Source organism: Arthrobacter sp. D3-18 (genome assembly GCF_054408525.1).
The window spans coordinates 3,573,269-3,599,556 of the sequence record NZ_CP096440.1 but is presented as its reverse complement, the minus strand read 5'-3'; the positions used below and the strand labels follow the sequence as shown (position 1 = coordinate 3,599,556).

At 59.5% G+C, this 26,288-nt stretch carries 28 protein-coding genes; 7 read left to right on the top strand and 21 right to left on the bottom strand.

All coding sequences use genetic code 11. The features are described from left to right. Positions 1–90: 90 nt before the first annotated feature. From M1D89_RS18675 to M1D89_RS18665, 3 genes are read right to left on the bottom strand one after another with little or no spacing between them, the layout of a single operon-like run. Entirely contained in the window at positions 91–864 is a 774-nt protein-coding gene (locus tag M1D89_RS18675) for an amino acid ABC transporter ATP-binding protein (protein WP_498645822.1), read from the bottom strand. Beyond that, entirely contained in the window at positions 861–1,850 is a 990-nt protein-coding gene (locus tag M1D89_RS18670; protein WP_498645820.1) for an amino acid ABC transporter permease, read from the bottom strand. The genes M1D89_RS18675 and M1D89_RS18670 overlap by 4 nt, the downstream gene beginning before the upstream one ends. Continuing rightward, positions 1,847–2,743 carry an ABC transporter substrate-binding protein gene (locus tag M1D89_RS18665; protein ID WP_498645818.1) on the bottom strand — a complete coding sequence of 299 codons (897 nt, stop codon included), beginning with the start codon at positions 2,741–2,743 and terminating at the stop codon, positions 1,847–1,849. Before M1D89_RS18665 ends, M1D89_RS18670 begins: the two co-directional genes overlap by 4 nt. 444 nt (positions 2,744–3,187) lie before the next feature. On the opposite strand from M1D89_RS18665, the gene M1D89_RS18660 reads away from it, so the two are divergent. Further along, positions 3,188–3,826 carry an HD domain-containing protein gene (locus M1D89_RS18660; protein ID WP_498645816.1) on the top strand — a complete coding sequence of 213 codons (639 nt, stop codon included), beginning with the start codon at positions 3,188–3,190 and terminating at the stop codon, positions 3,824–3,826. A 69-nt stretch (positions 3,827–3,895) separates the two neighbouring features. After that, the gene (locus tag M1D89_RS18655) at positions 3,896–4,918 is read left to right on the top strand and encodes a GlxA family transcriptional regulator (protein WP_498645814.1); all 1,023 of its coding nucleotides are present in this window, start codon (positions 3,896–3,898) and stop codon (positions 4,916–4,918) included. 38 nt (positions 4,919–4,956) lie between these two features. Here M1D89_RS18655 and M1D89_RS18650 read toward each other — a convergent pair whose 3' ends face one another. From M1D89_RS18650 to M1D89_RS18620, 7 genes are all read right to left on the bottom strand, one after another. Beyond that, a complete protein-coding gene (locus M1D89_RS18650) occupies positions 4,957–5,451 on the bottom strand; it encodes a DUF2306 domain-containing protein (RefSeq protein WP_498645812.1) in 495 nt (164 codons plus the stop codon). Positions 5,452–5,504: 53 nt separating this feature from the next. Then, a complete protein-coding gene (locus tag M1D89_RS18645; protein ID WP_498645811.1) occupies positions 5,505–6,101 on the bottom strand; it encodes a DedA family protein in 597 nt (198 codons plus the stop codon). 209 nt (positions 6,102–6,310) lie between these two features. Further along, positions 6,311–7,390 (bottom strand): LacI family DNA-binding transcriptional regulator, encoded by a 1,080-nt coding sequence (locus tag M1D89_RS18640; RefSeq protein WP_498645810.1) that lies wholly within the window; start codon positions 7,388–7,390, stop codon positions 6,311–6,313. A 38-nt stretch (positions 7,391–7,428) separates the two neighbouring features. Further along, positions 7,429–8,331, bottom strand: coding sequence for a carbohydrate ABC transporter permease (locus M1D89_RS18635; RefSeq protein WP_498645809.1), 903 nt, complete (start codon positions 8,329–8,331; stop codon positions 7,429–7,431). Then, positions 8,328–9,209: a carbohydrate ABC transporter permease gene (locus M1D89_RS18630; RefSeq protein ID WP_309075846.1), complete on the bottom strand. Its 882-nt coding sequence runs from the start codon at positions 9,207–9,209 to the stop codon at positions 8,328–8,330. Before M1D89_RS18630 ends, M1D89_RS18635 begins: the two co-directional genes overlap by 4 nt. A gap of 46 nt (positions 9,210–9,255) precedes the next feature. Next, the gene (locus M1D89_RS18625; protein WP_498645808.1) at positions 9,256–10,593 is read right to left on the bottom strand and encodes an ABC transporter substrate-binding protein; all 1,338 of its coding nucleotides are present in this window, start codon (positions 10,591–10,593) and stop codon (positions 9,256–9,258) included. A 47-nt stretch (positions 10,594–10,640) separates the two neighbouring features. Continuing rightward, positions 10,641–12,077: a family 43 glycosylhydrolase gene (locus M1D89_RS18620; protein WP_498645806.1), complete on the bottom strand. Its 1,437-nt coding sequence runs from the start codon at positions 12,075–12,077 to the stop codon at positions 10,641–10,643. A 226-nt stretch (positions 12,078–12,303) separates the two neighbouring features. On the opposite strand from M1D89_RS18620, the gene M1D89_RS18615 reads away from it, so the two are divergent. Further along, the gene (locus tag M1D89_RS18615) at positions 12,304–13,863 is read left to right on the top strand and encodes a glycoside hydrolase family 32 protein (RefSeq protein WP_498645804.1); all 1,560 of its coding nucleotides are present in this window, start codon (positions 12,304–12,306) and stop codon (positions 13,861–13,863) included. 26 nt (positions 13,864–13,889) lie between these two features. Here M1D89_RS18615 and M1D89_RS18610 read toward each other — a convergent pair whose 3' ends face one another. Then, complete coding sequence (locus tag M1D89_RS18610) at positions 13,890–14,123, bottom strand: hypothetical protein (protein ID WP_402941223.1); 234 nt, start codon at positions 14,121–14,123, stop codon at positions 13,890–13,892. A 102-nt stretch (positions 14,124–14,225) separates the two neighbouring features. Between M1D89_RS18610 and M1D89_RS18605 the strand changes: the two genes are divergently transcribed. Both M1D89_RS18605 and M1D89_RS18600 read left to right on the top strand, forming a co-directional pair. Then, positions 14,226–14,846 (top strand): dihydrofolate reductase family protein, encoded by a 621-nt coding sequence (locus M1D89_RS18605; protein WP_498645801.1) that lies wholly within the window; start codon positions 14,226–14,228, stop codon positions 14,844–14,846. Positions 14,847–14,973: 127 nt separating this feature from the next. Continuing rightward, positions 14,974–16,638, top strand: a complete 1,665-nt coding sequence (locus tag M1D89_RS18600; RefSeq protein ID WP_498645799.1) for a RecQ family ATP-dependent DNA helicase — start codon at positions 14,974–14,976, stop codon at positions 16,636–16,638. Here the strand turns inward: M1D89_RS18600 and M1D89_RS18595 are convergent. The 3 genes from M1D89_RS18595 to M1D89_RS18585 are packed head-to-tail and all read right to left on the bottom strand — an operon-like array spanning position 16,635 to position 18,846. Continuing rightward, complete coding sequence (locus M1D89_RS18595) at positions 16,635–17,141, bottom strand: hypothetical protein (RefSeq protein WP_498645797.1); 507 nt, start codon at positions 17,139–17,141, stop codon at positions 16,635–16,637. The genes M1D89_RS18600 and M1D89_RS18595 overlap by 4 nt on opposite strands. Before the next feature lie 18 nt (positions 17,142–17,159). Further along, positions 17,160–18,083: an NAD(P)H-hydrate dehydratase gene (locus M1D89_RS18590; RefSeq protein WP_498645795.1), complete on the bottom strand. Its 924-nt coding sequence runs from the start codon at positions 18,081–18,083 to the stop codon at positions 17,160–17,162. Then, positions 18,061–18,846 (bottom strand): histidine phosphatase family protein, encoded by a 786-nt coding sequence (locus M1D89_RS18585; RefSeq protein ID WP_498645793.1) that lies wholly within the window; start codon positions 18,844–18,846, stop codon positions 18,061–18,063. Before M1D89_RS18585 ends, M1D89_RS18590 begins: the two co-directional genes overlap by 23 nt. A 124-nt stretch (positions 18,847–18,970) precedes the next feature. Between M1D89_RS18585 and M1D89_RS18580 the strand changes: the two genes are divergently transcribed. Then, the gene (locus M1D89_RS18580; protein ID WP_498645791.1) at positions 18,971–20,266 is read left to right on the top strand and encodes an NAD(P)/FAD-dependent oxidoreductase; all 1,296 of its coding nucleotides are present in this window, start codon (positions 18,971–18,973) and stop codon (positions 20,264–20,266) included. On the opposite strand, the gene M1D89_RS18575 is transcribed toward M1D89_RS18580, so the two are convergent. Next, a complete protein-coding gene (locus M1D89_RS18575; protein WP_498645789.1) occupies positions 20,252–20,536 on the bottom strand; it encodes a DUF3040 domain-containing protein in 285 nt (94 codons plus the stop codon). The genes M1D89_RS18580 and M1D89_RS18575 overlap by 15 nt on opposite strands. Before the next feature lie 208 nt (positions 20,537–20,744). On the opposite strand from M1D89_RS18575, the gene M1D89_RS18570 reads away from it, so the two are divergent. Next, a complete protein-coding gene (locus M1D89_RS18570; RefSeq protein ID WP_498645787.1) occupies positions 20,745–21,206 on the top strand; it encodes a GatB/YqeY domain-containing protein in 462 nt (153 codons plus the stop codon). Between the two features lie 5 nt (positions 21,207–21,211). Here M1D89_RS18570 and M1D89_RS18565 read toward each other — a convergent pair whose 3' ends face one another. From M1D89_RS18565 to M1D89_RS18540, 6 genes are all read right to left on the bottom strand, one after another. After that, on the bottom strand, positions 21,212–21,943 hold the full coding sequence (locus M1D89_RS18565; RefSeq protein ID WP_498645786.1) for a DUF72 domain-containing protein: 732 nt from the start codon (positions 21,941–21,943) through the stop codon (positions 21,212–21,214). A 158-nt stretch (positions 21,944–22,101) separates the two neighbouring features. Next, complete coding sequence (locus tag M1D89_RS18560; RefSeq protein ID WP_498645784.1) at positions 22,102–22,662, bottom strand: hypothetical protein; 561 nt, start codon at positions 22,660–22,662, stop codon at positions 22,102–22,104. A gap of 483 nt (positions 22,663–23,145) precedes the next feature. Beyond that, a complete protein-coding gene (locus M1D89_RS18555; protein ID WP_364308054.1) occupies positions 23,146–23,796 on the bottom strand; it encodes a hypothetical protein in 651 nt (216 codons plus the stop codon). A 3-nt stretch (positions 23,797–23,799) separates the two neighbouring features. Beyond that, a complete protein-coding gene (locus tag M1D89_RS18550) occupies positions 23,800–24,012 on the bottom strand; it encodes a hypothetical protein (protein WP_498645781.1) in 213 nt (70 codons plus the stop codon). Positions 24,013–24,250: 238 nt separating this feature from the next. Continuing rightward, complete coding sequence (locus tag M1D89_RS18545; RefSeq protein WP_498645779.1) at positions 24,251–24,907, bottom strand: hypothetical protein; 657 nt, start codon at positions 24,905–24,907, stop codon at positions 24,251–24,253. Positions 24,908–25,531: 624 nt separating this feature from the next. Continuing rightward, on the bottom strand, positions 25,532–26,182 hold the full coding sequence (locus tag M1D89_RS18540) for a hypothetical protein (RefSeq protein ID WP_498645777.1): 651 nt from the start codon (positions 26,180–26,182) through the stop codon (positions 25,532–25,534). Positions 26,183–26,288: the final 106 nt, after the last annotated feature.

Sequence of the window (26,288 nt, the reverse complement as noted above, 5' to 3'; positions counted from 1 at the left end):
AACGTGAATACCTTGGTGTGGTTTGGGTCCTGCCTCTGTGCGGGCCGCCGTGACTTGACGGCCCGCACCTGGGCGCGATCGAGACGTTGCTTACAGGACTTTGCTGAAGAAACTCTTGGTGCGTTCCTGCTGAGGGGTGGCTATGAGCTCGCGGGGATTGCCCGACTCTACGACGATTCCGCCGTCCATGAACGTCAAAGTGTCTCCGACCTCCCGGGCGAAACCGATCTCGTGGGTTACCACGATCATGGTCATGCCCGACCTTGCGAGGTCTTTCATAACATCCAAGACGTCTCCCACCAGTTCGGGGTCGAGCGCGGAGGTCGGTTCATCGAAGAGCATCAACTCCGGATCCATGGCCAAAGCCCGGGCGATGGCAACGCGCTGTTGCTGGCCTCCGGAGAGCTGCGCCGGATAATAACTGGCACGGTGGGCGAGTCCCACGCGGTCGAGAAGCTCCTGGGCACGGCGTTTGGCGGGAACTTTTTCGAGCCCTCTGACCTGTACGGGAGCCTCAATGATGTTCTCCAGGGCTGTCTTGTGCCCAAAGAGGTTGAAGCGTTGGAAGACCATGCCGATGTTCCGGCGTTGGCGGGCGACGTCCTTGAGAGGCAGTTCGTGGAGCTTTCCGTCCTTTTCGCGGTATCCAATGAGTTCGCCGTTGACGCGGATCCGGCCGGCGCTAATGCTCTCCAAATGGTTGATGCAGCGCAGGAGGGTCGACTTTCCTGACCCCGAGGGGCCGATCAGGACTGCGACTTCACCTTGTTTGACGGTCATATCGATGCCACTCAGGACGTGGTGGTCCCCAAAATACTTGTGGACTCCCTCGATCCTGACCAGATCGGTGGTTGCTGCCCTCATCGGCCGCTCTCCTCAATGGCTGGTGCGCTATCAGGGGTGGTGGCCGGTGCCCGGTTGACTCTTGCGCCGGCTACCTGAATGGCTGCGGGGTTGATTGTGATTCGAGTGGAAATATCGATGCCCTTCCCGTAGTGCTTCTCGATAAAGTGCTGGCCCACCATCAGGATGCTGGTGACGACCAGGTACCAGAACGCCGCCACGATGAGCAACGGGATGGGGAGGTAGCTTCTGTTGGCAAGGGTGTTGGTGACGAAGGTTAGATCCAGTGTGAAAGGCACTGCGAGCACCAGGGAGGTTGTCTTGAGCATTCCAATGGTTTCATTGCCGGTTGGCGGGACGATGATGCGCATCGCCTGTGGAAGGACAATCCGCCACATGATTTTCGTGCCACGCATGCCCAAGGCTTCAGCGGCTTCAATCTGTCCCTTGTCCACTGATTTCAGGCCGGCGCGGAAGATCTCCGCCAAGTAGGCCGACTCGTTCAGGGCGAGGCCCAGAACGGCAGCCCAGAAAGCGTTCAGCAGGTCTTGGGTTGTCAGACTGAGCAGTTCCGGGCCGAAGGGCACTCCGAGAGTGATCTTGGGATAAAGGACGGCCACCAATCCCCAAAAGATCAACTGGGTGTAGACAGGTGTGCCCCGGAAGAACCACACCCAGAACCAACTGGACCACCGGAAGATGGGGTTGTCAGACTGGCGCATGAAGGCCAGCAAAATAGCCAGGGTCACCGCTATCGCCATGGACAGGACGGTGAGCAGAAGAGTCCACCCAACGCCTCGGATAACGTTCTCGTCGAGGACATACAGGCCGAAAGTATCCCAATGGAAGTTGGGGTTGGTGGCCAGGCTTTGGATACCGACGGCGGCCACCACGAGAATGACGGCGGCCCCCACCCAGCGCCCGGGGTGGCGGACGGGAACTGCCTTGATCAGCTCCGGTGAACGGTTTCCCTGCGTGGTGCTCAATGCGTCTGTGGTAATGCTCATGACTGCACCGCAGGGTTGACTTCGGGCTTGGTGATGGCGCCGTCGGAGTTGTTCCAGGAATCGAGGATGCGCTGGTACGTTCCGTCGGCGATCAACTTGGCAACCACTTTTCGGACGAGCTCGGCCAGCGCCGTGTCATTCTTGGGGACAGCGATGCCTACCGGGGAGGTGTTGTAGACGCCTCCGGCTTTTTCCACGGCTCCATTGGTCTGTTGGATGGCGTATCCGATCAGGGTGGACTCGGCGATCATGGCGTCGATGCTTCCGTTGACCAAGCGTGTCGTGACATCCGTCTGGTTCTTCAGCGTGACAATGTCGATGGGTTGCTTGCCGGCTTTGAGGCATTCATCGTTGCGGTGCTTGAGGTCAGGATCTTCCTGGGTTGTTCCCGTCTGCACTCCCACGGATTTGCCGCAGACATCATCGGGGGAGAAGTTCTTGGGGTTGCCCTTCTGGACGGCCCAGGTAGTCCCGGCGTTGAGGTAGCTGACGAAGTTGACGGCTTCGAGCCGCTCCTTGGTGATGCTGAAGGAACTGATGCCGAGATCATATTTGGGTCCGAGGGCAGGGAGGATGCCCGTGAATTCTGCGGTCTGTACGTCCACTTTCAAGTCGAGGGTCGCTCCGATGGCCTTCGCCAGGTCGACGCCGTAGCCCATGGGAGTGCGGTTATCCGCGCCACCGAGGAACTCAGCCGGAGCGTACGTTGTGTCGGAGCCGATGACCAAGGTGCCCTTGGATTTAATGGCTTCCGGCACCTGTGACGCGAGCGTTTCATCCGCCGTTAGGCTGACGGGGTCGAACGTGGCATTGGACGAGCCAGAGGTGGGGCTCGCTCCGGACCCGGAAGCATTAGTGCACGCGGACAAGGCGAGCAAGCAAGTGGTCAGCATGATCGCACCCTTGGCAAGGGTCCTCAATCCGCGCGGAGCCCGTTTGACTCCTGCGTCCCGATGCTGCGCCGGGGGCAACTGATGGTTGTTTGATCTGTTTGTCGATTCCGACATGCTGTCTCCTGATGATGGTGCGCCGATGCGGGCGAAAGATGAGGGTGCTGCCCATGTCGAATCTCTGCAGCGCTGCACTGATCGTCGTAAGGGTTTGCGGGAAAGCGGGATGGGTCAATGGTATGGATCACAACACCGGGCACCAACGGTCTATGTTCGAATCGACGCTTAAGGTAAGCCTTACGAGAATCTGTTCTGGACGACTACAGAAATCGACCCCCCGGCCCCTTAGCGAAAATGTCCGGATCTGTGGGATGGTTGTCGTTTTGGTCAGTTCCTTCGCCGTCGGCGCCACGAAATGCTGGGTAGGTAACCCATCCAGGAGGAAAAATGACCGAATTTATCGCCGGCGTCGAAGTGCCCGAAACTGAACTGGTCCGCGAAGCCACATCACTGGTGACGGATGCAGCAGAGGAAGCTGTCTTTCACCATTCCCGCAGGGTCTTCCTCTGGGGAACGCTGCAGGCCCGCGCACGGAATTGGGAAGTGGACCCCGAACTCGCCTACGTCGGTGGGCTGTTCCACGATTTGGGACTAACAGCCAAGTACAGAACCATCGGGCAGCGTTTCGAAGTTGACGGCGCCGATTTGGCGTTTGATTTCCTGAAGGAGCACGGCCGTTCCGAGGAAGACGCCCGGAACGTCTGGTTGGCGATCGCACTCCACACAACACCTGGGATTCCCGAGCATCTGGGTCCTGACGTGGCGGTCGTATCGCTGGGGGTGGAGACTGACGTGCTGGGAATGAACCTTGATCGGATCTCGCCGAATGAACGTGCGAACGTCCTCGCTTCGCATCCCAGGCCAGGGTTCAAAGGAAAAATTCTGGAGGCTTTCTACGAGGGAATGCGGGAGCGCCCGGACACGACGTTTGGAACAATGAACGACGACGTGCTCGCTCACTTCGATCCGTCATTCGTGCGAGCGAACTTTGTGGACATCATCCAGAAAAACCACTGGCCGGAATAAGGTTTTCGCTGGCGCCGGTGTATCCGTCGGTGCCAGCAGCATCGTTTACAACCAGGTCAGGATGGTCGCATGCAGCACGATGGGTTCGTCGCTTTCCTTGTGTTCGATGGGGTGACCATGCTCGATGTAGCAGGGCCTGCAGAAGTTTTTACCGAAGCGAACAAGCTCGGCGCTTCCTACACCCTGAAATACATTTCTGTCTCCGGGAAGCCCGTCAGCACTTCCATCGGTCTGCCAGCAGGGGTGGACGGACGACCCGGCGACTTAAGAAACCTCGATACGCTGATCGTTCCGGGCGCTGATCACCTGCCCTGTTCCCCTATCGCAACGGAACTGGTGGCGGCCGTTCAGTCCATTCAGGGACGTTCCCGGAGGGTGGTTGCCATCTGTACCGGCGCGTTCGTTCTTGCTGCTGCCGGTCTTTTGGACCAACGACGGGCGACAACGCACTGGCAGCACACCAGGCTCCTTGCCGCGGCCCATCCCGAGATCCGGGTGCAGCCTGATGCGCTTTTCGTCGAAGACGGAAATGTCCTCACATCTGCCGGTGTCTCTGCCGGCATTGATCTTGCACTGGCGTTAGTGGAGAAAGACCACGGCCCTGCCCTCGCCCGTGAGGTGGCTCAGAAGTTGGTTCTGTTTATGCAGAGGCCAGGAGGACAGTCACAGTTCTCGGCACCCCTATCCGTAGAAAAGCCCAAGAATCAACCCTTGCGTGAAGCGGTAGAACTGATCTCGGCGCATCCGGAGCAAAACCACACGCCCCGCTCCATTGCCAGGCTGGTGGGACTGAGCCCCCGGCAGGTGGCGCGCCTTTTTGCCTCGGAACTGCAAACTTCCCCGACGAAGTTTGTTGAGCAGGTTCGTCTTGACCGGGCGAAAGCACTTCTTGCGGCCGGACAGGGCATCGCAAAAACAGCAGCGGTGGCAGGGTTTGGAAGCTCGGAGTCCATGCGGAGGATCTTCAACCAGCGTCTTAGTGTGTCGCCCAGTGAATATCGAGCCCGCTTCCAGTCAACGATGGCCCGCACGGATGACCGCGTTGCGCTGGACGACGTTCGCAACGCCAGCGAAAACATCAAAGACGGTTAAGAGGCGGCGGCGATAACGGTTCAGAGCTTAGTGGGCCCCTACTTCCGGCTGCTCGGGCTAAGTACCTGTTTCGGGCGCAGTTGCATCAGCCCCGCGACGGTCAGCCCGGCGGTAAGTGCGAGGGCCGCCACCCAGAGGGTGAGGCCGGCGAGGTCATGGATGGCCATCTGCGGGAGCCTTCTGTCCGGTACGGCTACGACCCCGATGAATGCACCGACCAGTCCGAAATAGCTGCCGGTCATAAACCGCTGGTGTGCACGGATATTGCCGCGGCGGACGGACCATAAGCCCATGGTCAGCGTGCAGAACGTCAGCACGGAGAGGGCGTGGAGCCAGTTGAAGCCGCCGTCGATGGTTCTGATCCCAAAGGAGGTGAGGACGACTACGTACATGGCCACTGCCCAGATGCGGCCCAGGATCTTGTGCGCTGCGCTGCCTTTGTTGCGGCGGAGCAGGTTCACGGCGCCGAAGAGTAAGGCGTAGCCGGCTGCGATGGCGTGCAGGGTGATGAGGAAGGTCCATGGCGAGGGCATACGGCCAGCCTAGTAGCCGTCACCTGCGGCTTCGTAACTGGCACTTTCCTCAGCTACTTGGTGCTTTCTTTGCGCTTGTTGACCCGTCGGATGATGAGCCACACTACGAAGGCGGCAAGTCCGGCGTACACAGCGTAATTGAGGAACCGTGAGTACTGGTCGACAAGGTGATATTGCGTGCCGAGCAGCGACCCTGCCCCTATGAGCAGGGCGTTCCATACACCGGTCCCGGCCACGGTAAAGAGGCTGAACGTCACCAGATTCATGCGTTCGGCGCCTGCCGGGAGGGAGATAAGGCTGCGCACGCCGGGTAGCAGTCGACCAAAGAAAATAGCTGACTTACCGTGGCGCTCGAACCAATCAGCGGCCTTCTCGAAATCTTCCCGATCAACCAGCGGCAGCTTCGAAAGTAGCTTGATGGACCGTTCCAGCCCCACCTTGTACCCCAGCCAATAGAGGAGCATTGCGCCGGCATATGCCCCGAGGGTACTGGTGACGAACACCAGGATCAGGTTCATGCTTCCCTGCTGGGTAAGGAATCCAGCCAGCGGAAGGATCACCTCACTGGGTATGGGCGGGAAGACAGTCTCCAGAAGCGTCAGCAACCCCACGCCCCATTCACCGAGGGCTTCGATTACTTTCGCGGCCATACCGACAATCCCGGTCAATTCATCGGCTGCAGCAGTCGCCTTGAGAAAACTGATCAGGTCGATCTCCTTTCCTAAGCGACGCTGCCGTAGAGGCCTGAAGCGCAAGCTGCCGGTTCCAAAGGGAAGCCCAGTGATGGGGGACCACTGGGCTTCCACCTCAACGCTATGCCTATCCACGCCCTCGGGCAACAAGCAATGTCAAGAGGTTTCTAGGCAGGTGAGTGAACGGCAACGGAGTCGCGCTCAACGGCCGGGCAGGCGATCTTCACAGCGGACTCGAGAGGCGCAGCGTCAAGGCCCAAGAGCATCCGAACACCCGCAGCGCCTAGTTCATAGTGGGGCAGTGACACCGTTGAAAGCGGCGGCCGGAGGTGGGCCGCGATGACTTCCTGGTTGTCGAAACCCACCACGGCAATGTCCTCCGGAATGGAGAGGCCGTTTTCCCGCAGGCCGTCGTAAAGCCCCATGGCCATGCGGTCGTTGTAGCAGTACACGGCGCTGACCCCAAGATTGAGCAAATCCTCCGTGGCACCGTATCCGCCTTCCTGATCCGGGTACGCTTCGAGCACCAAATCGGGATCGAAAGGAATTCCAGCGGCTTCGAGTGCGTCCTTGTAGCCCTGGAGTCGACCGTCCTTGGCCGGTGCAGGGGTGGTGGTGTTGATGAACGCGATGCGCCGGTGGCCACCGCGGAGCAGGATCTCAGTGGCAGATTGTCCACCTTGCGCCTCATCCGGTACTACGGCCCGCGCGGTCCCGGCGTCGGGGGAAAAGCAGTTGACCAGGACAAAATCCGCCTCACGAAGGGTATCCGGGACGTCGGTGGGGCGGTGGAACCACGTTGAGTAAAGGATGCCGCGGACTTTGTATTCCAACATCATGGCGATCGCATCTTTTTCGAGGTCTTGGTTGCCTTCGGTATTGGCGATCAGCAGGGCGTAACCATGCTTCCAAGCTTCATCCTGGGCACCATGGATGATCTGGCCGGCGAAGGGCGTGGTGGCTACGCCGTCGGCTACCAACCCGATGAACTTCGAGCTTCCGCTGACCAGTGTTTTGGCCATGGCATTTGGACGGTATCCCAGTTGAGCGATCGCCTCCGTGACCCGTCGACGAGTCTCGTCTGCAATGCGCGCGTTCTTCTTTTTGTTGATGACCAGGGAGACCGTGGCAGTGGACACGCCCGCTAGTTCAGCTACTTCGCGGAGGGTCACCGGATGGGCGCGGCCCGCTCTGGCATGAACGACGGGGGCGGCCGCGTTGCCTGAATTTTTCTCCTGCGAAATCATCTGTCCTCCTTTTGGAGTATATCCGTCTGCCATGGCGGTCATCCCTTCGTCGCTCCGCTTTCAAGGCCTTGAATCATGGCCTTGTTCAGGACCAGGAAGACCAGGAGCAGCGGAGTGATGGTCACGCAGACCGCAGCGAAGGTGGCCGTCCAATCCACCTTGCCCATGGCGCCGATGTAGTTTTGCAGGCCCAGCGGAATCGTCTTCAAGTCCTCGGAGAGAACAAAAGTGTTGGCGAAGATGAAGTCGTTCCAAATAAAGATGCTGTTCACCAGGACAACAGTGACCACGGTGTTCAGTGACAGGGGCAGGGTTATCAAACCAAAAATCCTGTACGGGCCGGCACCATCCAAGGATGCGGCCTCGTAGGTTTCCCGCGGAATGTACTCGAAGAAGGATGAGAACAGGTATATGGACATGGGCAAGGCAAAGCCGGCCAAGGGGATGATCATCGACTGGTACGTGTCCAACAGGTTCACTGCGGAGTAGTCGATGAATAGCGGGACCAAAGCGATCTGAACGGGAACAATGATTCCCACCAGGAACAAACCGCGCACAAAGCGGCTCAGACGGAAGCCGAGAACCTGAATGGCGTACGCAGCCATCATGCCGAACAACACAATGAGGATGTTGGCGCCCATGGTGACAATGAAACTGTTCAGGATGTTCCGGCCCAAGTCGCCGGTTTCAAAGGCCCTCGCATAGTTTTCCCACGTCAACGAGCTGGGGAGCGCGAAGGGATCGCCGGTTGCGAAGTCGTGTTCCGTCCGCAGGCTGGTAACGAACAGCCAAGCGAGCGGGTAGACCTGCACGATCACGATGAGCAGGATGAGGACCCGGGAGAGTGTCCGGTACAGGCTGGGCTTACGCCGCCGTCGTTTAAGAACCGGCGACGTCGGAGCGGAAGCGCGCGGGGAAGAAGGGGCTGTCTGGGTGATCATGAATCTGCCTTCCGCTTGAGCATGAACAAGATGAGGCCGACGGCGACGAGGCACTCGATCACGATGAAGACGGAGATGGTACTTGCGTAGCCGAAGTCCGTGCTGGTGAAGGCTGTCTTATACATGTAGGTGGTGAGCAGTTCGGAGGACTGCCCCGGGCCACCGTTGGTCATGAGGTACGGGATATCGAAGCCTCGCAGGCCGTAGGTAGTGGCCATGATGGTGGTGGTAATCCACACAGGACGTATGTAGGGGAACCGGATCTTGGTGAAGAGGGTCCACTTCGAGGCGCCGTCCAGGACCGCTGCTTCTTCCAGTTCCTTGGGCACGGCGATCAGCGCGGCGTAGATGATAAGCATGTACAGCCCTGTAAACCGCCAGCCTTCGGGGGCGGATACGGCGGCCAACACGGTGTTCACATCGGACAGCCAGGCCCGCTCGAAGGAACCCAAACCGACCCAATGCAGCAGCTGGTTCAACAAACCGACGGGGTCAATGGAGTAGATGCGGACAAAGAGGAATGCGATCGCGACGGTGGAGATCACGGCTGGCAGCAAGTAAAGGGTTTTGATGAGCTCCCGGCCCCGGCGAAGTGACGTGAGCAGGCTGGCTACAACCAGCGCTCCGCCGAGCTGCAGCACCAGGCAGATAGCCAGGTACAGGAGTGCGTTGAAGAAGGACCTCCAGAAAATGTCGTCCGCGGTGAGCATCCGGACATAGTTGGCGAGCCCTACGAACTCCATCTCGCTGATGCCGTTCCACGAGAAGAAGCTGAGGAACAACGACTGAAGAATCGGGAAGAGTACGGCTGCGCAGTAGAGGAGCAGCGGTGGAAGCAGGAAAACCAGGACCGAGGTCCTTGACCTGTTGGGTAGCATGGTGGGCCTTTCGGGCGGGGGCCTTGGGAGCCCCCGCCGCTTCGGTTTACTTGAAGAACTTGGGGGCGTTCTGCTTGATGGCGTCGTCCATGGTCTTGGTGAACTGTTCGGGCGTGATGTTGCCCTGGACCAGGAGGACGAGTTCCTGTTGCAGCCGGCCGTTGGTGGTGGGGTCCAGCTGGGTATCCCACGGCATTGCTTGCTTGTCCCCAAGGGTGTTGGCCGTTTCCAGCGCCTTCTTGTACAGCGGAGTCGCGTTCGCCGGGATGGCCGTTTGTACGTTGGCGGTGGGGGAGAGAGCTCCGGTGGCAGCGTATTCAGCCGGGTACTTCTCCAGGGCGAACTTCAGGAAGTCGCTCACCAACGGATCGTAGGTCTTCGAGTTCACTGCCATTCCAATGCCGGAGGGTGAGACGAATTCGTTTGCAGCGGTCACCGAACCTTCCGTGGTGGGCAAGGTGAAGAAATCGATGTCGTCGCGGACCTCAGGGTTGAGCTTGTCTGTGGCGAGGCTCGGAAGTTCCCAAGTGCCGATGTTGTACATGGCGGCCTGTCCCGAGGTGAATTGATTCTGTGCGTCCGAGTAACCCTGGGCCGAGAAACCTTCTTGGAAGCACTTGGCCTTGCCAAGGTCAGCCATCCACTTCACGGACTTCTGGCCGGCGGCATCCGAGAAGGACGCCTCGCCCTTCTTCAGCTTCTGAATGAAATCGGGCCCCGCTTCACGGAACGGCTGGTACGCGACGTAGCGTTCCAGCGGCCACTGGTCCTGCCCGTCGATGGCGATCGGTGTGATCCCGGCATTCCGCAGGGCCGTGCACATGGCGGGGATGTCATCGAGGGACTTTGGCACGGAAACGCCGGCCTTCTCCATCAAGGCCTTGTTGTACCAGATGAATTCGAGTTCGAACTGGAACGGAATCATGTACAAGGAGCCATCGTCGAAGCGTTGGTAGTCCAGTGCACCAGGCCGGTAATCGTCGTAGACGTCCAGTGATTTCAGGAGCTTGTCGGCGTCAACCATTTTGCCTTGCTTGGCCAATTCCTGGGCGAAGGGGGTGGCATCCGTGTCGAACAACTCCGGTAGCTTGTTGGCCGCGGCCAGGGTTTCAAGCTTTTGAATGTATGAGGGCCGGTCCGGGGTGGTGATGAGGTTCAGTACGAAGCCTGGGTGTTCCTTGGCGTAGTCGTCCGCCAGCTTCTTCATGATGTTGATGACAGCTCCATCGGCGGGCCTGGAGAGCAACCAGGATATTTCGCGGGGCTTGATCTCGCCGGTAGGGCTGACGTTGGAGGGGTCACTGGCGGCTCCTCCGCCCCCGCAGGCTGTCAAAGCCAGGGCAGCGGCGGCTGCGACGGCAGCGGCACGGAATAGTTTCTTCATGGCGGCAATCTCCCTTGATTGAACAGAGGTTGGGGATGGGGCGGTATTCAGTTGTCGGTGCGCTGACGTATCTCAAATTCGGTGACGGTGGCGGTTCCTTCGCCGGCGAAGACGCCGATCCTCCCTGCCGTCAGGTCATAGATCCTGGTGCTGAGCGCAACCTGACGGTCGACGACGGCGACGCAAATGTCGCCGTCGACGATGACCTCAAGGGTGTGCTCGCCCGGGGTGAGGTCGCAGGGCCGCTCGAGCTCGATGTCGAAGGGGACGTCGCCCGAGACATGCCACTGTGCGTCCCCGGTGATGCTGCGCGGCCAGTGGTCGAAGACAAGCCGCCCGCGTTTGGGTTCCAATCGCAGAACGTAGGACTGATCGCCGTCGGGGCTTGAACGCAGCAGCAGCCCGCACTCGGTGGTGTTGGCGGCGATGTCAATGACAGCCTTGGCGTAAAACTGCTGGGGCAGTTCCTCGTCGGAGACCATGGCTGTGTAACCGTCCGGCACGTGGAGGCGAGCCGGCAAGGAACTGGCAAGGGACAGGGGGACCTCGTCCCAGAAGCTCTCCACGAGTTCATCTGCGAACGAAAACCCCAGTGTCCCGTCGGGGTTTTGGAGGGCTTCCAGCACGGACATTGTTCCGGCCCACTGCCATGGACCCTGATCTGCGTTGCCTTCTTTACTGGCAATCCATCCGAAGAAGAAGCGCCGTCCTTCCCGCTCTGCGGTTTTTGACGCGTAGAAGGCGCGGCCATCGATGCTGTCCAAGGCGGGCACGGTCCAAGGCCCGTCGGGGCTTTTGGACATGCGGTACCGGGTGGTGAACGATTCCGAGAATTCGGAGTACACCATGTACCACCAGTCTCCCCACGAGAAGACGTCCGGGCATTCGTGGGTAATGTACCGACGCGGATCCCAGAACGGTTCGGTGTGCTGCCAGGTGGTGAGGTCCGTGGACACACACTGTGCGATGACGCCGCGGCGACGTTCCGGACCGGTTGAGTGCCTTGCCGCGAGAAGCATCCGCCACTGGTTCTTGCTGTCGTCCCAAAACACAAAGGGATCGCGCCAGTCACCGGACTCGTAGCCGTCCGGAGCTCCGAAGGTGAGCTCGGGGTGTTTTTGCCAGCTTCCCATGCCGTCAGTGCTTGTGGCGTGCATGACTAGTTGAAGGGGCGCGCCGTCCTGGCCGAGGTTGCGGGGGTTGTGGCCGGTGTAGAACAGGTGGTGCACGCCGGACTGGTCCGTGATGATGCTGCCTGTGTAGGCGTTGAAGTCCAGGTCGGTTTCGCTGCCGTGCTGCAACGAAACGCCGTGGTCCTCAAACTGAGTGAGGTCTTTTGTGGTGACCAGGTTCCATGAGGTGCCAGGTTTAGGCGAAGAGCGGTCTTCGTGAAGGTAGAAGAGCCAGAACTCCCCGTCCTTCTCGAAGGGGATGAGGTCCCCAACCCAGCCGTTGGCGGGTTGGAAGAAGACTGAGCGTTTCATCTGCGCTGATGTCCATTCTGCTAAAGCGTTTGATCACTGAAAGCTAGCGTGTATTCCCAGCGCGTTCAAGCGTTTTAGCAAAATTAGTTCCTAACATTTTTGCTCCTGCTAAAACGCTTGACCGCAGTCAGACAATGCCGCTAGGGTCCTGCATAGCTTCGGCTTCCCCACCACATGAAGGACTTTTTGGCGCGCTGTTGCGCCGAACCTTGAGAGGAACGAATCAATGACGTACGACATCTCTCGCCGCACTGCACTGCAGGGCGCAGGCGCTGGCGCCATCGCGCTGTTCTTGAGCAACGCCGCTCCAGCAGCCGCAGACGCCCCGGCGTCACTTCGGGCCGTTTACCACATGACTCCGCCTTCGGGCTGGCTGTGCGATCCCCAACGCCCCGTCCATACCAAGGGCGCCTACCAGCTCTACTACCTCCACTCCGGGCAGAACAACGGCCCGGGTGGATGGGACCACGCAACTACAGGCGACGGCGTGGCCTTCACGCACCACGGGGTGGTGATGCCCTTGCGGCCCGACTTCCCGGTGTGGTCGGGATCGGCGGTGGTGGACGCCGCGAACACCGCTGGTTTCGGTGCCGGGGCCGTAGTCGCGCTGGCTACTCAGCCGACCGGGGGCATTCGAAAGTTCCAGGAGCAGTACCTCTACTGGTCAACCGACGGCGGTTACACGTTCTCCGCCCTCCCGGACCCAGTGATCGTGAACACTGACGGACGAACTGCCACCACCCAAGCTGAGATTGAGAACGCAGAGTGGTTCCGGGACCCGAAGATCCACTGGGACGCGGCACGCAATGAGTGGGTATGTGTGATCGGACGGGCGCGATACGCAGCGTTTTATACCTCAGCAAACCTGCGGGACTGGAACTGGATATCCAACTTCGACTACCCGAACCACGCCCTGGGAGGTATCGAATGTCCTGATCTGTTTGAGATGACCGCCGACGACGGCACGCGGCATTGGGTGTTTGGCGCGAGCATGGATGCATACAGCATCGATCTGCCTATGACCTTTGCCTATTGGACGGGTACATGGACCGGCACAGCGTTCATTGCTGATGACCTCACTCCGCAGTGGCTCGATTGGGGATGGGACTGGTACGCCGCCGTGACGTGGCCGTCCGTCGAGGCCCCCGAAACGAAGCGCCTGGCCATCGCCTGGATGAACAACTGGAAGTACGCCGCCCGCCACGTGCCTACAGATGCCTCCGATGGTTACAACGGGCAGAACTCCATTACGCGTGAACTGCGGTTGGAGCGCCAGTCCGGAGGCTGGTACAGCTTGCTCAGCTCCCCGGTTGGCGCGCTGGAGGGTTATGTTACCGCCACTACGTCCCTACCTGATCGAACGGTTAACGGCAGCGTGGTACTTCCGTGGAACGGGCGTGCTTACGAGCTGGAGCTCCACATTTCCTGGAACGAGGCCGCCAACATTGGGGTATCTGTTGGCCGTTCCCCGGACGGCTCCCGTCATACCAATATCGGCAAGTACGGCGACGAGATATATGTTGATCGTGCGCCTTCAGACCAGGGCGGCTACACGCTGGTGCCATACACTCGGGCCGCAGCGCGTATTGATGCCAACGCGCGGTCAGTCCACCTACGCATCTTTGTGGACACACAGAGTGTTGAGGTGTTTGTGAACTCGGGGCACACCGTGATTTCACAGCAGGTTCACTTCGCAGACGGCGACACGGGGCTTTCACTGTATGCGGACGGTGGCCCCGCGAACTTCACCGGAATCACCATCCGGGAGTTTGGCAATCCGCTGTAGCCGGGCTGTAGCCGGAGAGTCCCAAGCTAAGCGCCGTGCGGCCGCGCATGGGCGTGATGGCCCGAGCGGACCTTCAGTGAGGATGGTCGAAAACGGTGGACGGCGCGCGGCTCACGCCGTGGATGACGGGGGTGGCGTGCTCTCGGCTTATGCTCCTCCTCGGCACGCGACGAGGGAAGCAGTGCCAAGGGCAGGATGGTGGCTCCGAGCCAGACAACCACTCCGATAAGCACGAGAAGGATGGCTGAAGTGGGCTCCATGGACTAAGCATAGGCACAACTGTCACCGTTTATAAGTATCCTGATCACCCTTGCGATGGGCAGCATCCTTGACAAGTCCAGCGGGGCCGCGACACTGATTCCATGTACAGGAACAGCCGTGTATCAGCCCAGTTTTCCATGTCCCTTGATGGATTCATCGCCCGTGAGGATGACGGAATCGGCCCTTTGTTTGATTGGTACGAGGCCGGATCCGTGGAAACCTGGCTGCCCGGCCACCCTGTGCCGTTTCATCTCAGCGAAGCCGACGCCGACTACTGGAGGTCACTTCCGCGGGAGGGCGCGTTCATCTCCGGCCGACGTATCTTCGACGTGGCAAAGGGGTGGCGTGGTCACCCGCCCAACGAGTCACCAACCGTTGTCCTGACGCACCGCGAACCCCCGCCGGACTGGCCACCGGTCCGCCGGGATGGCAAACCCGCGCCGTTTGAATTCGTAGGGGACCTGGAAACGGCACTGGAGCGTGCCGCCCACCTGGCGGTTGGTAGGGAGATTGGCGTCGCCGGCGCCGACGTGGTGCAGCAGTGCTTGCGCCGCGGCGTGGTGGACGAACTGCGTGTTGACCTGGTGCCGGTACTGCTCGGAAGCGGAATCCGTTGGTTCGGGGACTTGGCAAGTGACATCGTGCTCGATGATCCCGTGATCCTTCCTGGAACCCGCGTCACCCATCTTGTCTATCAGGTACGCTCGCCGGGTCCGCGCTAACGTCACGAATGCGAGGTTATCCACAACCGGAGAAACAGCATACGACGGCGGGTGCCTGCGCGCGCTAGGCTGGTCACCTCGGCTGATGCCAGTGGCCGCAGGAACCACAACGCGGAGCCACTTTTTAATGTCCGATGACCTTGCCCTGACCGCCCTGGCGGCCTCTTCCTTTTCCTTGCCTGAGCTGCGCGACGGCCAACTCGCCGGCATGACCGCGCTCGCAGAAGGGCGTGATGTGCTGGCTGTCATGCCCACCGGGTATGGAAAGTCTGCTACCTATCAAGTCGCAGCGCTGCACCTTTACAACCAAACGGGCCGACCCGCCGTCGTCGTTTCTCCTCTCATTGCCTTGCAGGAAGACCAACTGGACGGGTTGACTGAAGACTTGGGTGAGGGCGCCGCCGTCGCCATCAATTCTTCCCGCAGCGATTCAGAGGTGGAATCAGCCTGGCAGGCAGCTGAGACCGGTAAAGCGGTCTTCCTGTTCCTTGCCCCCGAGCAATTGGCCAAGCAGGAGACCGTAGAGCGGATCGCCAAGCTGGACATCACCATGTTCGTAGTGGACGAGGCACATTGCGTCTCCTCATGGGGCCATGACTTCCGGCCGGACTACCTCGAACTGGGCAATGTCCGCGAACGTCTGGGTAAGCCGCCGGTCATAGCCCTCACCGCAACGGCGTCCCCACCTGTGCGTGACGAAATCGTGAAGCGACTCGGCATGACAGAGCCGCTGGTCCTGGTTCGAGGTTTCGACCGCCCCAACATCAGCCTCGACGTTATCCGGCACCAAGAGGACAAAGGCAAGCGAAAAGCCGTGGTGGAACAAGTCGTAGGGCTAGCCAAGGCGGAGGGCCTGGGGCTGCTGTACGCCGCCACCCGCAAGGACACTGAGAAGTACGCGGCCAAGCTGACAGAAGAAGGTCTTCGTGCAGAGGCCTACCACGCAGGCCGCACGGACACCGACCGGGAGAGCATCCATGAGCAATTCCTGGATGACCAACTGGACGTAGTGGTTGCTACCACTGCCTTTGGCATGGGCATTGACAAACCCAATGTCCGGTTTGTGGTGCACGCGGATATTCCGGAGTCCCTGGACTCCTATTACCAGGAAATCGGTCGGGCCGGCCGCGATGGTGAACCGGCAGCTGCGATACTGCACTACCGTGCCGAGGACTTGGGGTTGCGCAAGTTCTTCGCAACCCACTCCCCGGACGCGGAGTCGCTCATGGCCGTCCTGAAAGTCATCAAGAACGCCGGCGCGCCTGCTCCGAAGACGGCCTTGGTGGAGCTCAGCGGTTTCCCTGCCCGCCGGGTCACGGCACTGGTAAACCAGCTGGAGGAAGCCGGCGCGGTGACAACAGGTAAGCGGGGCACCCGGCTCAGCTCCAAGGCCAAGCTGACCACATTGGTGGACCGCGCCGTCGAACTGGCTGAGGCGCGGCAGCGCGTGGACCAGTCGCGGCTCACCATGATGCGAGGCTTTGCGGAGACGGATGCCTGCCGTCGTCAGTTCCTGCTGGGCTACTTTGGGGAGAACCTGCCGGAGCCCTGCGGCAACTGCGATGCCTGCACTGAAATTCACGACGACGCCGGGCCGGGTTCCGCCGGACACCCCACCTCAGACGCAGAGAACCTGTTCCCCTTGCAGTCCACGGTGATCCACAAAGAATGGGGTCCGGGCCTGGTGATGCGGCATGAGGACGACGTCATGACTGTTCTGTTCGAACAGGAGGGCTACAAAACCCTGTCGCGCACCGCCGTCGTCGAGCATGAATTGCTGAAGCCTGCCTAGGCGCGGGCCGGATGCACGCCGGACTTTCCACGAAAGATCATCACCATTAGCAGTCCGGTCAATGCCGTCCCGCTGACGAGATACAGCAGACTGCCCCAAGGAGAGTAATCGCCGCCGGAGATGAAAAACGCGTCCGCCAAGGCCATTCCGGCAGAGAATGACGCGAAGAAATACATAGGAGCGCCGAGCACCAGGATCAAGAGCTGGAGAATCACAACGGTTCTCATCCGTGAAATAACGCGTCTCGCAGTCAGCAGGACCACAACGGCACCAAGAACCGTTCCAATGCTTGACCACGTCAACACCGCGGCCAACGAAATTGATTCGTTGCGTCGGGTCAGCCCCTCATGTATTTCGTCCAGGGTGGCACCCGGAATAGCAGCGAGAGGATTCCACACGAGGATCTGCAACGCCGCGCAGAGAGCGTAGGCCGCTATTGCAAGCAGCCCAACGATGCTGACGATTGCACGCGATGATTGACTGCTGCTTCCCTTTGTCCCCATGGAGGCAGCCTAGGGGAATCAGGTATTGAGCTCCAGCATGAGGGCTGGCAGTTCGTCCGCGAGTTCCCGGGCCAGGAAACCCAGGGGCCCGAGCTTGCTCGCTAGCCGGTCGGCGGCGGCCGCGTGAAGATGGGTGCCCCAGCACGCGGCTTGGGCATCGCTGGTACCGCGCGCCCGGAGTCCGGCGATGGCCCCCGCCAAAACATCGCCGCTTCCCGATGTTCCCAGGCCGCCGTAGCCCGTGGTGATCTTCCACAGAGTCGAGTCTTCCGTGGGCTCCGGAGCGGCGATGTATCCCTGGCAACTCACCACCGCATCAAATCGCCGGGCGACCTCAGCAACATCAGCCCCAAGATCCTCCACGTCCCTGCCCAGAAGAATTCCGGTTTCCGTGGGGTTCGGAGTCAGGATCATCCGGCCACGCCACGGTCCCAACTCGTCCTCGATCTTTACCATTCCGCCCAAGGCGTAGGCATCAAGAACGACGGCGGGAGCTCCGCCGTCGTCCGTGGCACTGCGGGTTTCCTCCCGCTCCAGCAGCGCTCGCAGCAGCGATTCGGCGAGTTCGGGATCATCCAAACCCGGGCCGATCAGCACGGCGTCGGCCCGTTCCAAGTACGACGAGATCCGGTCCAATCCTTCACCTGTCACGGACCCGTCGGCGGTCTCGGGCAGGGCGATTGAGCCGCACTCCGGCAGCGCGACTCCCACTTGCACCGCTACGGATTCGGCCACGGCCAAGGTAATTTTTCCCGCGCCCGCGCGAAGGGCCGCGGTCCCGGCGAGCAAAGCCGCGCCAGGGGTCGCCCGGGCTCCACCAATGACCAACACTGCACCGCGTGAGTATTTGTCCTCTCCGGGCGACGGCAGCGGCCAATCACGCAGAAGCGACGGTGTTACCAGTGTGAGTGCGCTGGAATCACTGTGGGTGGACACTGGCATCTCCTGCGTGTTCTGTGACAGTGACACCCTGCTCCGTAAGGTGGTCAGCCACATTGAAGCTCTCCAGTTGCCAAGGCCCCGCGCCCGAAGGCCGCACGTACCGGGTGATCGATGCGTTCAGCACCGATGTCGTGGCCGCAAGGTCAAGGATTTCCTGCTCGGACATGCCCTCCAGGACGTAACGGACCAGCAGGATGACGGCGTCATGGCAGACGAGCATCACCCGGTGCCCTGTTCCCAAGGTGTTGAGCTCATCCAGAATTGAACGTAGTCGGAGTGCGACGTCGGCCCACGATTCACCGCCCGGCGGCCTGTAGTAGAGCTTGCCCAGCCATAGCCGTCGCTCAGCTTCGTCCGGATATCGGGTCTCCACGCCCAAACGTGTAAGCCGGTCCAAGATGCCCAGTTCCCGGTCACGGAGGCGTTCGTCGGTGAGCACCTTCACGGGCCAGCCGGCCGTTTCGACAGCGATTTCCGCGGTCTGCCGGGCCCGCACATAGGGGGAGGAGACAACTGCATCCGGGCGGAGCTCATCGGCGATCCGGGCCAGCGCCGTTCCCAGTGCCTTGGCCTGGTCCCTTCCGGTACCCGATAGGTTCACATCAGCATCCCTGGCCGGAACATCAATCACTTCGGCTCCAGCCAAACGAGCCTCTGTTGCGGCCACGTTGCCTTCGCTCTCGCCATGCCGGATCAGGATCAACTCCACAGCGCCGGCTTCCTGCACTGCGTCCGTCAGCCCGTCCTCATTCACAAAGATCACCCTTTCGCATGCGTCGCCGAATGCAGAACACTACCCACTGCGTACCCACAGGACCAGAAGATAAACGCTCGACGGCGATCGCGAACCCCTGTTGTCCGGACGAGGAGTGAAGTAAGTTGCTCGCATGGAGGACTCATACCCAGTCATCGTTGTCGGTGCCGGATTCGCGGGCGTAGCAGCGGCCAAGGAGCTCGGGCGCAAGGGAGTTCGCGTCTTACTGATCGACTCGAACAACTACCACCAGTTCCAGCCGCTCCTGTATCAGGTGGCAACCTCGCAGATCGGAGTGTCAGCCATCGCCCGGCCTCTTCGTTCGGTTTTCCGCCGCTACAAGACAGTCAAGGTTCTAACGTCGAAGGTGGAATCCGTTGACGCCGCTGAGCGTGTGGTCAGGACTGCTGATGGCCGTTCCATGCGTGCCGATATCCTGGTCATCGCTGTTGGGGCGGTCCCGAACTTCTTTAATACGCCCGGCGCGGAAGAGCATGCATTCCCGCTGTATTCAGTCACCGATGCCACGAGGCTTGGGACGGGCCTCACCCGGTTGCTGGATCAGGCTGACAGAAACCCCGACGGGTCTGTGGATGTCGTTGTGGTGGGAGGCGGACCCACTGGAGTCGAAACGGCTGGGGCAATGGCCGAAAACGTCAAATACGTTGTGAGCAAGTACTTCTCGCCGGAGCTGGCAGAGCGCTGCCGTGTGCACCTGGTGGATATGGTTCCCAGTGTCCTGAACATGTTCTCCAAGAAGTCCCAGAGCTATGCCACGGACCACTTGAAGAAGGTGGGAGTCCAACTGCACATGGGAGTGGGCGTGACTGAAGTCCGGCAGGACGGGGTGACTTTGGCTGACGGGAGTTCTGTACCTGGACAAATCGTGGTGTGGGCGGGCGGATTGAAGGCGGGGGACCTCATTGCCGGATCGGGTCTTGCCCAGGGGAGAGGCGGGCGTATCGATGTCCGTCCTGACTTGACTGCCCCCGATGCGGAAGGCGTCTACGTCATTGGAGATGCAGCCAACATCACGGATTCAACGGGTGCAAAATTGCCGCAACTGGGTTCGGTCGCTCAACAGGCCGGAAAATGGGCCGCTAAGAACATCCTCGCGGAGCTCAGTGGTGGCAGCCGGACACCCTTCCGCTATGTGGACAAAGGCTATATGGCGATGGTGGGGCGTGGCGCCGCAGTGGCAGAGCTGGGCCGCAAGCGCCTCCAGTTGCAAGGCATCCTTGCCTTCTTGTCCTGGCTTTTGGTGCACCTCGCACTGTTGTCCGGGGTCCAACAAAAGATCCGGGCCTTGTTCTCCTGGCTCAACGGCTACCTCCTCCACAGCCCTGCGCAGGTAGTGGTCAGCGGACCGATTGAGAAGGAACCAACGGAACAGGACCCGCCGGGCGCATTGCCTTCAAAGGAGTCTTGACGAGGACTCGTTTTTGTAAGTCCTGTGAGCCAGGAATGCGTGGGCAACAAGAAGTATGCCACCGAGGGCAAGCGGAAAGACGTGCAGGGGGATGGACAGCAGGATCAACAGCACTCCGACGGCGGCGGCCATGACGTCGCGGATGCGGGGTTGAACAGGACCGCGTACGGGAACCCCGGATTCCAATTGTCGGGCCAAATCCGGGTCTTGGATGAAGAGCTCGCGCTCAAGCTGCTGCAGTACTTTGCGCTCCCTTTCTGAAAGTGGCATGGGAGTTCCTCCTAAGCGCTACGGCTCCTTTGTGCGGTTGGCGGGTCAGCTGGTTTCGCGGGTAAACCTGATTTCCAGTGACTCGATAAGCTAAGCATGCTTACTATTCAGATTTCAAGCATGAATTCTGTGTTCGTGCGGAGGGAGACCCGCTTGAGCACCCAAGCTGGAAAGATAGCAGGAGGAACCCCGAACAAGGAGCAACATCATGACACTCAAAGAGCGCTTGAAAGCCGACGTCGTCGACCACATGAAGGCCGGCAACAAGACCGCCCTTACTACTGTCCGCAACGTGCTGGGCGAGATTACTACCCGCGAGAAGTCCGGGAAGACTCCGGTGGAGCTGGACGACGCCCAGGTCACATCACTGCTTCAAAAGGAAGCCGCCAAGCGCCGGGACACAGCCCGCATCTACACGGAGGCCGGCGAAACCGACCGTGCAGCCGCCGAAGTTGCTGAGGCTGAAATCATCGAGGCTTACCTGCCGAAGGCCCTCAGCAGGGAAGAAGTAGAGGCGATCGTCGACGACGCCATCCAGGCACTGAAGGCTGACGGTCAGGAACTCTCCATGCGCTCCATCGGAGCCGTCATGAAGCCCGTCACCGCCAAGGTTGCAGGACGTTTTGACGGCAAGACTGTCAGCGAGATCGTGCGCGGACGCTTGGCGTAGCGAGGTCAGCCGACCCCAAGCAGCCACCGCAAAGTGTCAGCATTCCGCACGGCGTTACCACCGCCGTCGTTGTTGAAGTAGACGTAGACATCCTTGCCGGCGCCGTCCCACTCGCGAATCCGGTCCGCCCACCATTGGAGATCGTCATCGGAGTATGAGCCGCCGTAGAGGTGCTGATGGTCCGGGCCGTGCAGTCGAACGTACACGAATGGTGCGGTGGCCCGGAGGATGCACGGCAGATGGGCACCACTCATGATGCAGTAGGCAGCAGCTCGGCGTTCCAGCAGGGTGTAGACGTCCGGGTGGTCCCAGCTGTCATGGCGAAACTCGACGGCGACGCGAATCCACTGCGGCAGGGTAGCCAGGAAGTAGTCGAGTCGGGCGTCGTCGCGTTCAAAATCTGGCGGGAGCTGGGCCAGCAGCACAGCCCTCTTATCGCCGAGTTCGTGCCAGCAGCGGACGATCCGTTCCACCCAGACTTCTGGACTATATAGTTTCTTGCCGTGCGTGAGGCCCCGCGGCGCTTTCACCGACATGGCAAAGCCGGGCGGGAGCCGCTCCCTCCAACTTGCGAAGGACGTGTCGCGAGGCCACCGGTAAAAACTCGCATTCAGCTCCACCGTGTTGAAACGCGCTGTGTAATGGGCCAGACGCTTGGCAACAGGGAGGCCCGGTGGATACAGCACGTTCTCCCAATGGTCGTAGCTCCAGCCCGAGGTGCCGATGTGGATGCCCATGAAGTGGATGGTAGCGGGTTATTCACAGGAAGCGGTGGTTTGTTTGGGCGGCGCTCCGGCGCTGGCCTAGATCCGAGGGGCCAATCCAAGGTCTTGCGCCGGACAAGACTTCCGACTGGCTGCACTTAACCGAAGACCCTTGACTTGCTTCGTTTGTTCTATGTTCCGAAGAGCTTCTTGCTGATTTTGGCGAAAACACCCGGCTCCAGCGAAGGGTTGATCACGGTCGGTTCGACTGTGAAGTCGGTTCCTCTGTCAGTGACCGGTCGGCGGCGGTTCTTCCAGTCAACCGACTTGAACTCAGGGTTGTAAATCGGCGGAGTCACGTCTTCTGCCCGGAAGATATCCCACATCCAAGCCGGAATGTTTTCCACGGTCCGGGGGTACCTGAGCAGCTGTTGAGCCCAGGTTTGGGCACCGGCGGGCCTGCCGCCGGGGTGCAAACGACCGTTGCTCATTCGTTCGAGATGTTCCTCATCGAACACATCCAAGCGGCCAGCTTTGTTATGAAAAACGTGGACTTCTGCTGTTGTCCAAGATCCAACACCGCGAGTATATGACCGATCCCTACATTCATCCAGCCAGTGATCGAGGGCTTGCGCTGAAAAATCGTCCTCGAAGCTTTGGCCCTTGTAGATGATTTCGTTTCCGCTGACTTTATGGCCATAGCCGAAAGTGCGCGTCCCGTAGTGAACCAGAACATGGACTACTTCATCCATTTCGAGAGCAAAACCCGCGGGGCCGAAGGCCTCAGAAGAAAGCCGTTGGAGACCGGTAACAACAAAAGGGTCAGAGTTTAGCCTGAGGGAATCCACGTCTTTAGCCTACTTCGGGCTCAGCGAGGTTGTTGAATCTCGCGATTGTGGATTGCTCGCCACACTGGGTTCGAGCCTCATTTTCCAGGTCAAATCCACCGGCTCGCGTGCTTCCGAAATGCGTCTGCGATTTATTGCTGACCTCCATCTCGGTGTCGTGGAAGTTGTTTGCCTCGTCGATTTCGTTGGGTGTTCCTGCCTTGCCGTTCTGCCATTCGTGTTGGGGGAAAATTCCTCCGCGCTCACCGATGAATCCTAGGGCGGATGCCCGAACGCCTCCCCCCTTAAGTGTCGCAAATCTCTTGATGTCAATGGTTCGCCGGATACGTCGTAAGAGGTCAAGTGCTTACACTCTCCAATCGTTCTAGTTATTGAACGATAGTTGTTTTAACCACCGAATAGCCTCTTACTGATTTTGGTAAAAATGCCTGGTTCAAGGGATGGGTCAATCACGGTTGGTTCCACGGTGAAGTCAGTTCCGTTTTCGGTGACCGGTCGGCGACGGTTTTTCCAATCAACGGACTTGAACTCCGGGTTGTAAATCGGTGGAGTCACGTCCTCAGCCCGGAAGATGTCCCACAACCACGGAGGGATATTGTCTACAGTCCGTGGAAAGCTCAGCAACTGCTGCGCCCAGGTTGCGGCTCCAGAGGGCTTGGCTCCCGGGTACCAATCGCCGTTGGGCATCCGATCCAGATGTTCATCGTCAAAGAGATTCAGCAGACCACTGCTCGTCGCGAAAACGTGTGCTTCGGCTGTTGTCCACGTTCCTCGACCAGGAACATACGCGAGGGCTCTACAGTCGTCCAGCCACTTGCTAAGTGCCTCCCTTGAGTACTTGGCATCACGTTCACGCGGCACAATTTCAGCGCCTAACTTCATGTGCCCGCGCCTGTACGTCGACGATGGTCGCTTAATGACGATGTCAACCACCTCATCCATCCCCAAAGCAAAACCGGATGCACCGAACGCTTCTTCGTGAAGCCGTGCAAGTCCTTGAAGAACTAACGGCTGTGAGCCGAGATTGTACTCAGTCATACCTCAGCCTTCCTTATTAGGGTTGTTGAACTCGAAATCCTGCCACTCCTCGTGTCCAAATCTGTACTTCAATCGCAGATTGTTTGGGAGCCCGGCCCGACGTCCGGGGACCAGTTCCATCTCCCATTGAAGATCGACCGGCATACCCTCGGTCAAATCGTTCTTTACTCTGGCTATGACTTCCATCTCGGTGTCGTGGAAGTTGTCCAACGTCACCTACAATGTCGTCGCCCAAGTAGACGGTGGACTGCAGACGTTTGCGTCGGTGAGAACTTCTCCAAGGTATCGGCGTCGTGGCCCCCGTCGGCGTCCTTCGCTTTGGTGCCGTACTTGATGCCACCGCGATAGATCTCCTGAAGGCTTGAGGAAAGTCGACGGCGGCTAAGGTTTCGCGGGCGGAGCGACGTCCGACCGACTTAGCTCAACCAAACAGGGGCGACTGGGCTCGTTTGTCCTATGCTCCGAAGAGCTTCTTGCTGATTTTGGCGAAGATGCCCGGCTCCAGTGAAGGGTCTATAACTGTCGGTTCGACTGTGAAGTCGGTTCCTCTGTCAGTGACCGGTCGGCGGCGGTTCTTCCAGTCAACCGACTTGAACTCAGGGTTGTAAATCGGAGGGGTAACGCCCTCAGAACGGAAGATATCCCACATCCACGACGGGATGTTGTCCACCGTCCGCGGATATGCCAAGAGTTGATCGGACCATGAAGCTGCCCTGGCAGGCTTACCTCCCGGGTACCATCCACCATCCTTCATTCGCGGTAGGTGTTCTTCATCAAAAACGATCAATCTCCCTGGCCTGTCCCTAAAGACGTGGACCTCGGCCGTTGTCCACGTTCCGTAGCCCGGGGAGTAGGAGAGAGCCCTGCACTCACGCAGCCAGTTGTTTAGCGCATCGTGAGAAAAGTCATCGTCAAAACTACGCCCCTTGTGGATTTGTCTGTCGCCGACAACCTTGTGTCCATACCCGAAGGTTCCTGATCCTTGATTGACCAGAACATGAACCACTTCGTCCACGTCGTGCGCAAATCCCTCCGGATTGAAAGCCTCCTCAGCGAGCCTCTGAAGACCTTCAATTACGAAAATGTTGGCGTTCAAATCCGCAGCAGTCACTGATTCACCTTATCTGCTTGCTTCGAAGGTTATTGAATTCCTTTGTAACAGAAAGCTCGTCATCAAAGGAGTAAAGCAACTTGAGGATCTGCGGCATGCCTGGGTTCGATCCCGGCTCCAGTTTCATTTCCCACCTTGGATCTAACGGGGCTCCACTTTGCAAGAGCGTCTTGGCTTTCTTGATGACTTCCATCTCGGTGTCGTTGAAGTTGTTTGCCTCGTCGATTTCGTTGGGTGTTCCGGCCTTGTGGTTCTGCCATTCGTGTTGGGGGAAGGTTCCTCCGCGCTCACCTATGAATCCGAAGAAGGATGGTGCTGCGTGGCCGCGGTCGTAGCCGGGGCCGCCGAGCCAGCCGGCCTTGCGTTGTTGTTAGCCGTTCCGGTTGGCGGACTCGGGGTGAGGGTCATTTCCCACTCCAAACTTACGGGTCTTCCTGCGGACAAGCGCTGTTTCACTTCGCTGATTACTCGGCGTCCTTATTTTGGTGCGCTGGTGGGTACGGATACCGCGGCTAGCCTTCTACAGCATTTAGAGGTCGACGACGGCGGGCCAGGGTTTTGCGGGGAGGCAAGACGTCCGATTGTCTGCGCTTGACCGAACACGTTTGACTAGTCTCGTTTGTCCTATGCTCCGAAGAGCTTCTTGCTGATTTTGGTAAAAGTGCCTGGTTCTAGGGATGGGTCGATCACGGTCGGTTCGACGGTGAAGTCCGTTCCGCTTTCGGTAACCGGTCGGCGACGGTTTTTCCAATCAACGGACTTGAACTCCGGGTTGTAAATCGGTGGAGTCACGTCCTCAGCCCGGAAGAGGTCCCACAACCACGGAGGGATATTGTCTACAGTCCTTGGAAAGCTCAGCAACTGCTGCGCCCAGGTTGCGGCTCCAGAGGGCTTGGCTCCGGGGTACCAATGCCCGTCCGGCATCCTCTCCAGAATCTCCTCTTCGAAAAGATCAAGTCTTCCGGGCCGGTCGGGGTAGATGTGAACCTCGGCCGTGGTCCATGTCCCCGTGCCGCGCTTATAAGCTCGGACGTGGCACTCATCCAGCCACGTTGCCAAGAAATCGTCCGAGAAGTGAAAATCACTTCCGCGGGGGACGCGCCTACCGCCCTGATACATTTGTCCGCGCCAGAATGTGCCGCTGGTTCTGTGCACGAGGACATCGACCAGTTCACTGGCGCCGTGAGCGAACCCCGAACTTCCGAAAGCTTCATCGTGGAGTCGGTTCAGTCCGCTTTCAACCCACGGGTCCTCGTTCAGATCAAAGGTGGTCACATTTTTTAAACCTACTCGCTTATCTTCAGATTATTGAATCTTGCAATGACTGGGTCCATTGACTCGAACGAGTATTCCAATTTCACGGTCGGAGAAACGGCTGAGT

What these genes read in the sequence shown, in the direction of transcription:
- M1D89_RS18675 (WP_498645822.1), bottom strand. Translation starts at nt 864, where the DNA reads ATGAGGGCAGCAACCACCGATCTGGTCAGGATCGAGGGAGTCCACAAG.
- M1D89_RS18670 (WP_498645820.1), bottom strand. Translation starts at nt 1,850, where the DNA reads ATGAGCATTACCACAGACGCATTGAGCACCACGCAGGGAAACCGTTCA.
- M1D89_RS18665 (WP_498645818.1), bottom strand. Translation starts at nt 2,743, where the DNA reads ATGCTGACCACTTGCTTGCTCGCCTTGTCCGCGTGCACTAATGCTTCC.
- M1D89_RS18660 (WP_498645816.1), top strand. Translation starts at nt 3,188, where the DNA reads ATGACCGAATTTATCGCCGGCGTCGAAGTGCCCGAAACTGAACTGGTC.
- M1D89_RS18655 (WP_498645814.1), top strand. Translation starts at nt 3,896, where the DNA reads ATGCAGCACGATGGGTTCGTCGCTTTCCTTGTGTTCGATGGGGTGACC.
- M1D89_RS18650 (WP_498645812.1), bottom strand. Translation starts at nt 5,451, where the DNA reads ATGCCCTCGCCATGGACCTTCCTCATCACCCTGCACGCCATCGCAGCC.
- M1D89_RS18645 (WP_498645811.1), bottom strand. Translation starts at nt 6,101, where the DNA reads ATGGCCGCGAAAGTAATCGAAGCCCTCGGTGAATGGGGCGTGGGGTTG.
- M1D89_RS18640 (WP_498645810.1), bottom strand. Translation starts at nt 7,390, where the DNA reads ATGATTTCGCAGGAGAAAAATTCAGGCAACGCGGCCGCCCCCGTCGTT.
- M1D89_RS18635 (WP_498645809.1), bottom strand. Translation starts at nt 8,331, where the DNA reads ATGATCACCCAGACAGCCCCTTCTTCCCCGCGCGCTTCCGCTCCGACG.
- M1D89_RS18630 (WP_309075846.1), bottom strand. Translation starts at nt 9,209, where the DNA reads ATGCTACCCAACAGGTCAAGGACCTCGGTCCTGGTTTTCCTGCTTCCA.
- M1D89_RS18625 (WP_498645808.1), bottom strand. Translation starts at nt 10,593, where the DNA reads ATGAAGAAACTATTCCGTGCCGCTGCCGTCGCAGCCGCCGCTGCCCTG.
- M1D89_RS18620 (WP_498645806.1), bottom strand. Translation starts at nt 12,077, where the DNA reads ATGAAACGCTCAGTCTTCTTCCAACCCGCCAACGGCTGGGTTGGGGAC.
- M1D89_RS18615 (WP_498645804.1), top strand. Translation starts at nt 12,304, where the DNA reads ATGACGTACGACATCTCTCGCCGCACTGCACTGCAGGGCGCAGGCGCT.
- M1D89_RS18610 (WP_402941223.1), bottom strand. Translation starts at nt 14,123, where the DNA reads ATGGAGCCCACTTCAGCCATCCTTCTCGTGCTTATCGGAGTGGTTGTC.
- M1D89_RS18605 (WP_498645801.1), top strand. Translation starts at nt 14,226, where the DNA reads ATGTACAGGAACAGCCGTGTATCAGCCCAGTTTTCCATGTCCCTTGAT.
- M1D89_RS18600 (WP_498645799.1), top strand. Translation starts at nt 14,974, where the DNA reads ATGTCCGATGACCTTGCCCTGACCGCCCTGGCGGCCTCTTCCTTTTCC.
- M1D89_RS18595 (WP_498645797.1), bottom strand. Translation starts at nt 17,141, where the DNA reads ATGGGGACAAAGGGAAGCAGCAGTCAATCATCGCGTGCAATCGTCAGC.
- M1D89_RS18590 (WP_498645795.1), bottom strand. Translation starts at nt 18,083, where the DNA reads ATGCCAGTGTCCACCCACAGTGATTCCAGCGCACTCACACTGGTAACA.
- M1D89_RS18580 (WP_498645791.1), top strand. Translation starts at nt 18,971, where the DNA reads ATGGAGGACTCATACCCAGTCATCGTTGTCGGTGCCGGATTCGCGGGC.
- M1D89_RS18575 (WP_498645789.1), bottom strand. Translation starts at nt 20,536, where the DNA reads ATGCCACTTTCAGAAAGGGAGCGCAAAGTACTGCAGCAGCTTGAGCGC.
- M1D89_RS18570 (WP_498645787.1), top strand. Translation starts at nt 20,745, where the DNA reads ATGACACTCAAAGAGCGCTTGAAAGCCGACGTCGTCGACCACATGAAG.
- M1D89_RS18565 (WP_498645786.1), bottom strand. Translation starts at nt 21,943, where the DNA reads ATGGGCATCCACATCGGCACCTCGGGCTGGAGCTACGACCATTGGGAG.
- M1D89_RS18560 (WP_498645784.1), bottom strand. Translation starts at nt 22,662, where the DNA reads ATGGATGAAGTAGTCCATGTTCTGGTTCACTACGGGACGCGCACTTTC.
- M1D89_RS18555 (WP_364308054.1), bottom strand. Translation starts at nt 23,796, where the DNA reads ATGACTGAGTACAATCTCGGCTCACAGCCGTTAGTTCTTCAAGGACTT.